At 70.5% G+C, this 10,367-nt stretch carries 9 protein-coding genes; 5 read left to right on the forward strand and 4 right to left on the reverse strand.

Annotated elements, in window-relative coordinates; genetic code table 11:
* Positions 1-14: 14 nt before the first annotated feature.
* Positions 15-875, reverse strand: a complete 861-nt coding sequence (locus Q0Q23_RS12725; protein ID WP_295124253.1) for a universal stress protein — start codon at positions 873-875, stop codon at positions 15-17.
* The gene (locus Q0Q23_RS12730; protein ID WP_295124256.1) at positions 872-1,330 is read right to left on the reverse strand and encodes a universal stress protein; all 459 of its coding nucleotides are present in this window, start codon (positions 1,328-1,330) and stop codon (positions 872-874) included. The genes Q0Q23_RS12725 and Q0Q23_RS12730 overlap by 4 nt, the downstream gene beginning before the upstream one ends.
* 154 nt (positions 1,331-1,484) lie before the next feature.
* Here Q0Q23_RS12730 and Q0Q23_RS12735 point away from each other — a divergent pair, with 154 nt between their 5' ends.
* From Q0Q23_RS12735 to Q0Q23_RS12750, 4 genes are all read left to right on the forward strand, one after another.
* Positions 1,485-3,455, forward strand: coding sequence for an erythromycin esterase family protein (locus Q0Q23_RS12735; RefSeq protein ID WP_295124259.1), 1,971 nt, complete (start codon positions 1,485-1,487; stop codon positions 3,453-3,455).
* Between the two features lie 89 nt (positions 3,456-3,544).
* Positions 3,545-4,078, forward strand: coding sequence for a hypothetical protein (locus Q0Q23_RS12740; protein WP_295124262.1), 534 nt, complete (start codon positions 3,545-3,547; stop codon positions 4,076-4,078).
* A gap of 10 nt (positions 4,079-4,088) precedes the next feature.
* Positions 4,089-4,460: a helix-turn-helix transcriptional regulator gene (locus tag Q0Q23_RS12745; RefSeq protein WP_295124265.1), complete on the forward strand. Its 372-nt coding sequence runs from the start codon at positions 4,089-4,091 to the stop codon at positions 4,458-4,460.
* A complete protein-coding gene (locus Q0Q23_RS12750) occupies positions 4,453-4,911 on the forward strand; it encodes a hypothetical protein (RefSeq protein ID WP_295124269.1) in 459 nt (152 codons plus the stop codon). The genes Q0Q23_RS12745 and Q0Q23_RS12750 overlap by 8 nt, the downstream gene beginning before the upstream one ends.
* A 49-nt stretch (positions 4,912-4,960) precedes the next feature.
* On the opposite strand, the gene ppsA is transcribed toward Q0Q23_RS12750, so the two are convergent.
* The gene (ppsA, locus tag Q0Q23_RS12755) at positions 4,961-7,366 is read right to left on the reverse strand and encodes a phosphoenolpyruvate synthase (protein ID WP_295124272.1); all 2,406 of its coding nucleotides are present in this window, start codon (positions 7,364-7,366) and stop codon (positions 4,961-4,963) included.
* A gap of 75 nt (positions 7,367-7,441) precedes the next feature.
* Entirely contained in the window at positions 7,442-8,416 is a 975-nt protein-coding gene (locus Q0Q23_RS12760; RefSeq protein ID WP_295124274.1) for a 1-phosphofructokinase family hexose kinase, read from the reverse strand.
* An 84-nt stretch (positions 8,417-8,500) separates the two neighbouring features.
* Between Q0Q23_RS12760 and acsA the strand changes: the two genes are divergently transcribed.
* Positions 8,501-10,303, forward strand: coding sequence for an acetate--CoA ligase (gene acsA / locus Q0Q23_RS12765; protein WP_295124277.1), 1,803 nt, complete (start codon positions 8,501-8,503; stop codon positions 10,301-10,303).
* Positions 10,304-10,367: the final 64 nt, after the last annotated feature.

A 10,367-nucleotide genomic window follows, 5' to 3' on the forward strand; every position in this document is an offset into this window, starting at 1 on the left:
TCAGAGCCGCGAACTCAGATCAGGCACTCCGGGGCGACCACGATCGTCGGCACCCGGATCGCCAGGATCAGCGCGTGGCTCACCGAGCCGAGCATCAGCCGGTCGAGGCCGCGGGCCTGCTCGGTGCCGACCACCAGGAGGGCCGCATCGTCGAGGCTCGACAGGATCGCGTTCCTCGGGTCGTCGCGCACCAGCCGGGCGGTGACGGTCAGATCCGGGTTCGCGTCGCGCACCGTGCGTGCGACCGACTGGAGGATCGCGTCGTGCTCGGCTTGGAGGTCGACGCTGAAGCGACCGTCCGGCTGCTGCACCTCGGGCAGCCCCACGAGCGGCTCCAGCCACGCGTGCACGATCCTCAGCTCACCACCCAGCCGCCTGGCCTCCCGCGCAGCGAAACGCGCCGCCTTCATCGACACCTCGGACCCGTCGACCCCGACCACCACCGCGGTGCTCCCCTCCTCGGGAACCCCCGGGATGATGGCAACGGCGCCGCGCGCGACCGCGGCGAGCTGGGCGCCCAGCGACCAGTCGTACCGCACGTGCGGCCAATGCCGCGGACCGGTCCCGACGACGACCAGGGTGTCGGCGCGCGAGAAACCGCGCAACTCGTCCCGCCGGTCGCCGGCCATGACGTGCGTGCTGATCCGCAGGCCGTCGTTGGCCTCGGAGACGCGCTGCGCCTCGGCATCCGCCGCGACGTGACGCCGCGCGACGAGCTCACTGGTGACCACCTGGCCGGGTGCGAGCGCGGCAGGGTCTTCCACGTCGACGAGCACGATGCCGTCGTGCTCCGCCTTCGCCCGCTGCACCGCCCACTCCAATGCGACGCCCGACTCGAGCGAGCCGTCCCATCCGACGATCGTCCTGTCGCTCATGAGCGGGACTCCTTCGTGGACTTCTGGTCCTTCTCCGGGCGCACCACGAGCACCGGGCAGTCTGCTTGAGTCGTGCAGTACAGGCTCACCGAGCCGAGGAACGGCGACGCCAGTTCGCTGAGCCCACGGCTGCCCACGACCAGGACGTCCGCGCCGTGCGAGGCGTCGACCAGCACCTTGCCCGCGTGACCGGGTTCGGCGTGCACGGTCACCCACTCGGGCTGGACGTTCCCGAACTCCTCCCGCACGAGGTCGTCGAGGATCCCGGCGGCGACCACTTTGGGCGCCCGGGCCGGGTTCGGGAAGTACGCGTCATACATGGACGTGGACGGCTGCCAGGCCATCACGACGTCGAGCCGCGCATCCAGAGCGCGGGCCAGCCGCACCGCCTGATGGAACGCCCTCTTGGACTGCTCCGAACCATCCACCCCGCACACCACCGGCGGAGCCGTCATTCGCGACCTCTGCATGTTCCGGCCTCCCTCGGCCGACTCTGGCCCGCGCCCGCCAGGCGACACAGGGCACAAAGTCCCGCCGGGCGAGCGGGACCTTCTGCCCTACAGCTCTGCCTGTTCGAGCGCTTGTCTGGCCGGGACACGAGGAGGAGCCATGTTCACCGATCGCAGCCAAGCCGGGCATTCGCTCGCGGATCGTCTGCGCGATCTTCGGGATTCCGACGCCGTCGTCCTCGGCCTTCCACGCGGCGGGGTGCCCGTCGCCGCGGTGGTCGCAGAGGAGCTCGCGCTGCCGCTCGACGTCATCGTGGTGCGCAAACTCGGCATCCCCGGACAGCCGGAGGTCGCGATGGGCGCCATCGGCGAAGGCGGTGCGGAGGTGTTGAACCCGTCGATCGTCGCTCGCGGCTGGATCTCCGAGGAGGAGGTGGAGGCGGTCGAGGCGAAGGAGCGCGCCGTGCTCGCCCAACGGCTCGAGCTGCTGCGCGAAGGCCGCGACCCCGTCGACCTGCGCGGGCGGCTGGCGATCGTCGTCGATGACGGGATCGCGACGGGGGCGACCGCGAAGGTCGCCTGCGTGGTTGCCCGACGGCTCGGGGCGAGGGAGGTGGTCGTCGCCGCGCCCGTGATCTCGCCCAACGCACTGAACGAGTTGGAGGACGCCGACCGGGTCGCCTGCGTGCTGCTGCCTTCGAGGTTCGAGGCGGTCGGTCAGTACTATCGCGACTTCGGCCAGACCGACGACGAGGAGGTCGTCCGGCTCCTGCACGAGGCGTCCCTGCGGCCGCGTCGCCCGCGGTTTCCCGAGCCCGACCCGGCCGATCCGCCGGCGATCGCCGAAGTCCAGGCGATGGCGGCACCGCTGCTGACGGAAGCGGACCTCGAGACCGTCGCCGAGCAGGCGAACCGCGCCCGGTTCATCTGCATCGGCGAGGCGTCGCACGGCACCCACGAGTTCTACACCTGGCGGGCCGCACTCACCAAGCGGCTGATCGCGCGAGGAGACGTCCGCTGGATCGGCGTCGAGGGCGATTGGCCCGACTGCTTCCGCATCGACCAGTGGGTCCGCGGTCGCACCGAGCAGTGGGAGGACGCCCGGCAACTGCTTTCCGGGTTCGAACGGTGGCCGCGCTGGATGTGGGCGAACACCGAGGTGGCCGACTTTCTGGAGTGGCTGCACTCCTGGAACCTCGGCCAGGAGCCGAGCAGACGCGTCGGGTTCTACGGCTTGGACGTCTACTCGCTGTGGGAGTCGCTGGAGGCGGTCATCGACTGGCTCGCGGCGAACGCACCGGACGCCGTCCCGACGGCACTGCGGGCGTGGCGCTGCTTCGAGCCGTACGGGGAGGATCCGCAGGACTACGCCTGGGCCACCCGGCTGGTGCCGGCCAGTTGCGAGCCCGATGTGATCGCGCTCCTCACGAGCGTGCGCGAGCATGCCGGCCACGCTGCTGCCGGCTTCGACGACGACGAGTCGCGGCTCGACGTGCTGCAGAACGCGCTGACCGCGGCGGACGCCGAGCACTACTACCGGGTCATGCTGCAGGGCGACCGCGAGTCGTGGAACATCCGCGACACGCACATGGCCGACACCGCAGACCGGCTCGCGGAGCGCGCCGGCCCGGACAGCCGGGGCGTCGTCTGGGCGCACAACACGCACGTCGGCGACGCGCGCGGCACCACGATGGGCAACGAGGGCATGGTCAACATCGGCGAACTGCTACGGGAGCGGCACGGCTTGGACGATGTCTTCCTCGTCGGGTTCGCCTCCCGGGGAGGAACGGTGATCGCCGGCGCATCGTGGGGCGCGACGGAGAAGGTGTACCCGCTGCCGAAGGCGAAGGCGGGCAGCCACGAAGATCTGCTCGGGAGGGCGCTCCCCGCCCCCGCCGTGCTGCGGTTCGCGGCAGCGGAAGGCACCGAATGGCTCACCCGCCAGCGCGGGCACCGCGCCGTCGGCGTCGTCTACGATCCGCGTCGAGAGACCGGCAACTATGTGCCGACGGTCATGGGGCGCCGCTACGACGCGCTGCTCTGGATCCCGGAGACGACCGCGCTCACCCCGCTGGCCCACGAGCCCCACCCGGAGTCGCCGGAACTCGAGACGGAGCCGTCGGGGTTCTGAGCCGAGGATCGGTAAGCGGTGTCCCGGACTGCTGGGGCGGTGCCCCCTCTCTCGCGGCGAATGACAGAAGTGGCCGTTACGATCGCTGCATGCCCCGGTTCGACGCGCCCTCTCGTTGCAGCAGCGGGTCGTCCGTCGGGTTCCGCTGGTTCGGCGTGCCGAGCGCGAACCGAGGCGAGGACCTGCAGGTCGCTACGGAGGCGTTCATGGCTGCGCTGAAGCCCCAGGGGCGCGTCTGGAACCCATTCGCAGAGCGGATGGCACGCTCGGAGTTCCGGGATCGGGTTCGAGCCGCGGCTCGGGGGGAACTCGAACCGGTGGATGAGGTCAAGCCGGTCGATGTACGCAATCCGCCGCCGCTGTACGAAATCCGATGGCAGGACATCCCTGTCACTGATCGAGATGGCGACCGCATCGTCCACGGCACGGCTCTGGTGCGGATGTACCACTCCGAACCGACCGCGGTGCCGGATCACTTCGTCGGACACCACATCCACGAGAAGCTGATCGATGTCGAAGACGTGAACCGTAAGCAGAATGCCGAGATCCGAGTCGCGCTGTCGTTCTACCGCCTGGGTGAGTCCACCGGTTGGGGGATCGACATCGACACCGGCGGTGTATAGTTTTTACTCTATGAACGAGGACGAGGTCGCGCGAATCGACGCGCTCGCGGAGGATCTGGTGGCCGAGCACCGCATTCTCATGCAGACCCTCGTCGCTCATCGCAAGGCGCATGAGCTGACACAGGAGACGGTCGCAGAGCGCATGGGCGTAAGCCAACCGACCGTGGCAGCGTTCGAACGCTACGACGCCAACCCGACTCTCTCGACGATCCGTCGGTACGCGCTGGCTGTCGGCGCCGGTATCCGCCATCACGTCGACGACCGCTGCAGTGACCCCGAGACCGAGCTCCGGATGATCGCGGCCGGCTCCGACTTCCAATGGCAGCACAAGCCGGTGCTGGGGTGGTCTCAGAGCGCGGTCCTGGAGACCAAGCTTGTCTGAAGATTCAACCGAGCCCGCCACGGTTGTCCGGTTGGTTCACGACGTGCAATTGCTGGGCATCCAGCAAACCGAGCTGGCTGCCAGACGCGGCAGCGGTGACGCGATCGAAAACGCTCAGGCGGAGCCTGTGTACGGGCTCAACGTGAAGGGCGGCGACGGCAGCAACACCTTCCGAGTCGGCCTGCGGACCGAGATCCAGCTAGGCGACGGATCGATCGTGTCAGAGATCGAAGCAGAATACGCCCTCAGCACGATCCCCTATGCCAGCATCGAGGAGCAGACGAAGATCGACTTCGCCAACGAAGTCGCCATCATGGCAATACTGCCGTTCACACGGCAGGCGATCGCCGACATCACCGCACGAGTATTCGGCGCAGCGCTCCTCATGCCGATCATTCAGCGCGGGCAGCTCGTCTTCGGCCTTCCCGACTCACGGGAGGCGGAAGGCTAGCAGCGGCTCCGGCGTGTGGCCCATTCACCCACTCCTGTGCTGATCGCAGTCACTGCACGGGCTGCGTCTGCGGCTCCACGGCAGCCGCCTCCGCCGTCGCCACATGCCCGACGGTTCGCAGGAAGCTGTCCGGGTTGAGGGAGATCGAGTCGATGCCGTGGCGCACGAGGAACTCGGCGAAGTCGGGGTGGTCGCTCGGCCCCTGCCCGCAGATGCCGATCTTGATGCCCGCATCGTGGGCCGTGCGGATGGCCTCCGCGATCATCCACTCGACCGCGGGGTCGCGCTCGTCGAACAGCTCGGCGAGCCGCGCGGAGTCGCGGTCGACACCGAGGACGAGCTGCGTGAGGTCGTTGGAGCCGATCGAGAACCCGTCGAACCGCGTCGCGAACTCGGCCGCGCGGATCACGTTCGAGGGGATCTCGCACATCATGTAGACCTGGAGGCCGTTCTCGCCGCGCACGAGACCGTTCCCGGCCATCTCGTCGAGCACCCGGTCCGCCTCGCCGGGGGTGCGGCAGAACGGCACCATGACGATGATGTTGCCGAAACCGATCTGCTCGCGCGCCCGCTTCAGCGCGCGGCACTCCAGCGCGAACGCCTCCCGGTAGGCGGGGTCGTAGTACCTCGACGCGCCCCGGAACCCGAGCATCGGGTTCTCCTCCGGGCTCTCGAACGCTTCGCCTCCGATGAGGTGCGCGTACTCGTTCGCCTTGAAATCGCTCAGCCGCACGATCACGTCGTGCGGATGGTACGGCGCCGCCAGCTTGGCGAGCCCCCGCGCCAGGGTCTCGACGAAGAACTCCTGCGGGTCGTCGAAGCCGGCCGTCAGCGTGCGGATGCGCCGCCTGGTGCGCTCGTCGGTCACCCGCTCAGGATGCACGAGGGCCATCGGGTGCACGCTGATCAGGTTGTTGACGATGAACTCCATGCGCGCCAGGCCGACACCCGCCGCCGGCAGCCGCCACCAGCGGAAGGCCGCCTCCGGGCTGGCGACGTTGACCATCACCCGTGTGCGGGTGGCCGGGATCCGGCGCAGATCGATCTCCGTGCTCTCCTGACTCAGGATGCCGTCGTAGACGTGGCCCACGTCCCCCTCGGCGCAGGAGAGGGTGACCGGCTGGCCGTCGACGAGCGTCTCGGTCGCGTTCCCCGTGCCCACGACGGCCGGGATGCCCAGCTCGCGGCTCACGATGGCGGCATGGCTGGTCGACCCTCCGTGATCGGTGATGATCCCGGAGGCGCGGGTCATGATCGACACCCAGTCGGGATCGGTCATCTCGGCCACGAGCACCGCGCCGTCTTCGAAATCGGCGATCTGCGCCGGATCGCGGATGACGCAGGCGGTGCCCGACGCGATCGAGTCGCCGATGGCAGCGCCGGACAGCAGCAGCTCGCCCTTCTCGGTCAGGTGATGCTCGGTGAAGGCGGTGCCGCTCTTGACCGCCTGCACGGTCTCGGGCCGTGCCTGGACGAGGAACAGCCGGCCGTCGGCTCCGTCACGCGCCCACTCCATGTCCATCGGCCGCCCGTAGTGCTTCTCGACGAGCACCGCCCACCGCGCCAGTTCGAGGATCTCCTCGTCGTTCAGCACGACCGCTCGGCGCTTGCGCGCCGGTGTCTCCACGATCCTGGTCCGTTCGGTGCCGCCCTGGCTGTAGACCATCGTGCGCGCTTTCGCGCCGACGGTCCGTTCGATGATCGGGGCGGCCCCGGGCTGGTCGAGCAGCGGTTTGAAGACGAGGTAGCGGTCGGGGTCGACGGCGCCCTGCACCACCAGTTCGCCGAGCCCCCACGCCGCACTGATGACCACCACCCGCGGAAAACCGGTGTCGGTGTCGATGGAGAACATGACGCCGGATCCGCCCAGGTCGGAGCGGACCATGCGCTGCACGCCGATCGACAGGGCGACGTCGAGATGGTCGAACCCCTTGACCTCCCGGTAGCTGATGGCGCGATCGGTGAAGAGTGACGCGTAGCACCGCCGGCACGCCGCCAGCAGCTCGCGCTCCCCGACGACGTTGAGGAACGTCTCCTGCGCACCGGCGAAGCTCGCCTCGGGCAGGTCTTCCGCGGTCGCGCTGCTGCGGACGGCGACGGCGAGGCCCGGCGTGCCGGAGCGCCCCGCGAGCTCGCGGTAGCGCTCGGCGATCGCGTCGGCGATCTCGGGCGGGAACTCCCCGGCCAAGAAGAGCTCGCGCAGCGCCTCACCCGTCTCCCGCAGCGTCGCGGACCCTTCGCGGTAGCGACGGAGCCGCTCGCGCATCGCCTGCTCGATGCCGTTCGCGGCCACGAAGGCGCGATAGGCCGCTGCGGTGGTGGCGAAGCCGGCGGGAACACGGATGCCCTCAGCGGCGAGCCCGCGGATCATCTCCCCGAGCGACGCGTTCTTGCCGCCCACGCGCGCGACGTCGTGCATCCCGACGTCCTCGAACCACACCACGTACTCGTCCATCGCGCCGCCCCTTTCGATGTCGGCCGTCGGCTGCGCACCGGCCGACGCCCACGCTACGTTCGCGCCGCCGCGGCGCTACAGGGACTTTCGGCCCGCATCCGCCGCGAGGCCGGCCTCCAGCCGCTCGACGTCCGCGCGGCGGCAGAGCTCGGAGGCCGGGGTCAGAACGGCGGCGGTCCCGGCGGCGACCGCGGTGCGGAACGCCTCCTCCACCGTGCGCCCCTGCGCGATCCGCAGCACGAACCCGGCGAGGAAGCTGTCTCCCGCCCCGACGCTGCTGACCGCCTCCACCGCGGGAGCGGACAGCCGGTAGGTCGCGGTGGCGGAGACGAGCAGCGCGCCCTCCGAGCCGAGCGTCAGGGCGACGAACTCGGCGGCACCGGCACCGATCAGGGAGGCCGCGGCGTCCACGCGGCTCTGCTCGTCGTCGAGGGTCGCTCCGACATGGGCCTCCAGTTCCCGGCGGCTCGGCGCGACCAGGAAGGTCCCCTCTGCGAGCGCAGCCGCCAGGGCCGGCCCGGTGGAGTCGACCACGCAGCGGGCGCCGCCGTCGCGCGCCACCCGGACCACGCGCGCATAGAAGTCGTGGGGCACCCCCGGTGGGAGACTGCCGCTGGCGACGACGATGCCGCCGGGCGCGACGGTCTGCTCCACGAAGTCGAGGCAGGAGCGCCACTCGCCCTCACTCAGCTCCGGGCCTTCCAGCACGAACCGGAACTGCGCGCCTCCCGCGCCGTCGTCGACGGTGAAGCTTTCGCGCGTGCTCCCCTGGATCGGGACGACGACGCCCGGCACGCGCTCGGCCTCCACCAGACGACGGTAGGCCTCCCCGATCGGGCCGCCTGCCGTGTACAGCGCGAGAGTCCTGCCACCGAGACGGCGCACCACGCGGGACACGTTGACCCCGCCGCCGCCCGGCGCGAGGCGGCTGGTGCTGCAGCGCAGCTTGTGCTCGGCGACGACCTGCGGGGTCGACGTGCTGATGTCGAGGGCGGGGTTGACGGTCACGGTCAGGATCGGGGCGACCCGCTCATCGGCTGCATGGTTCACGGGAGCAGGATAGGCCGGCCGATATGCCGCACCGCAGGTCCTTAGACCCTCCCCTTCCGCTCATCCCGCGGCTTGGCTGGCCGCATGACAGTGCTCAGCGGCTCCGTGCGCAGGCCGATCATCCGCAAGGATCTGATGGCGGCGCGCGTGACCCCGAATCTCATCGACTACGAGGCCGCCTGCGCCACCTTCACCTGGGAGGCGGCGCGCGGCACGCTCTCGGGGCTCCCGGGCGGCGGGCTGAACATCGCGTACGAGGCAGTCGACCGGCACGCGTCGGGGCCCGCCGCTTCGAAGGACGCGCTCCGATTCGTGCGGGCGGACGGGACGGTGGACCACGTGACGTTCGCCGAGCTCGCCGAACGGACCGACCGGTTCGCGAGCGTGCTCCGGATGCTGGGCGTCGGCCGGGGCGACCGGGTCTTCTCGCTGCTGGGGCGTCGGCCCGAGCTCTACGTGGCCGTGCTGGGGACTCTCAAGAACGCCGGCGTGTTCTGCCCGCTGTTCTCGGCGTTCGGTCCGGAGCCGGTGCGCCAGCGGATGCAGCTGGGCGGTGCGCGCGTGCTGGTCACCACCCGCGCGTTCTACGCCAGGAAGGTCGCGCCGATCCGCGCCGAGCTCCCCACGCTGGAGCACGTGCTGCTGGTCGACGTCGGCGACTCCGAGGCTCCGGAAGGAACCCTCGACCTGGTGGCGCTGCTGCGGGACGCACCGCCCGCCGCCCCCATCGCCCGGACCGACGACGACGACATGGCGCTCCTGCACTTCACGAGCGGCACGACCGGGCTGCCGAAGGGCGCCGTGCACGTTCACGAGGCCGTCGTCGCCCACGCGGCGACCGGGCGGTTCGCGCTCGACCTCCATCCCGACGACGTCTACTGGTGCACCGCCGACCCGGGCTGGGTGACCGGGATGTCGTACGGTGTGATCGCGCCGCTTGTCCACGGCGTGACCTCCATCGTCGACGAGGACGAGCTGGACGCCGACCGCTGGTACGCCATCCTCGAGCGCGAGAAGGTGTCGGTCTGGTACACCGCTCCGACGGCGCTCCGGATGCTCATGAAGGCCGGGACCGACCGCGCGGCCCGGCACGATCTGTCGGCGCTCCGGTTCGTCGCGAGCGTCGGCGAGCCCCTGAACCCCGAGGTCGTCGTCTGGGGGGTCGAGGCGTTCGGGATGCCGATCCACGACAATTGGTGGCAGACGGAGACCGGCGGCATCATGATCGCGAACTTCGCCGCGATGGATGTGCGGCCCGGGTCGATGGGCCGCCCGCTCCCCGGGGTGACGGCGGCGCTCGTGCGCCGGGACGAGAGCGGCGCCGCGATCACCGAGAACGGCCGCGCGGTGCTGGTGACCGAGCCGGACACCGTCGGAGAGCTCGCGCTCCTGCCCGGCTGGCCGTCGATGTTCCGGGGCTATCTCGGTCAGCCCGAGCGCTACGAACGCTGCTTCGTCGGCGGCTGGTACCTCACCGGTGACCTCGCCACGCGCGATTCCGACGGCTACTACTGGTTCGTCGGCCGCGGCGACGACGTGATCAAATCGTCCGGGCATCTGATCGGCCCGTTCGAGGTCGAGAGCGCGCTGATGGAGCACCCCGCCGTCGCGGAGGCCGGCGTGATCGGCGTTCCCGATCCGGTCGCCGGCGAGGTCGTGAAGGCGTTCGTGGAGCTCCGGCCGGGCTGGCGGGCGTCCGACCGGTTGCGGCTCGAGCTGATCGGCTTCGCACGCAAGCGGCTCGGCCCGGCGGTGGCCCCGCGCGAGCTCGACTTCATCGACGCACTGCCGCGCACGCGCAGCGGCAAGATCCTGCGCCGCCTGCTGAAGGCCCGGGAGCTGGGGCTCCCGGAGGGCGACACCTCGACGGTGGAGGTGCCCCGGTGAAGACGACACGGACCGGCAGCGCCCCGGCCGCAGCGCCGGCGGGCACAGCGGCGGGCGCGGCGGC

It is taken from the genome of uncultured Leifsonia sp., from assembly GCF_945957465.1.
GTDB lineage: Bacteria > Actinomycetota > Actinomycetes > Actinomycetales > Microbacteriaceae > Leifsonia.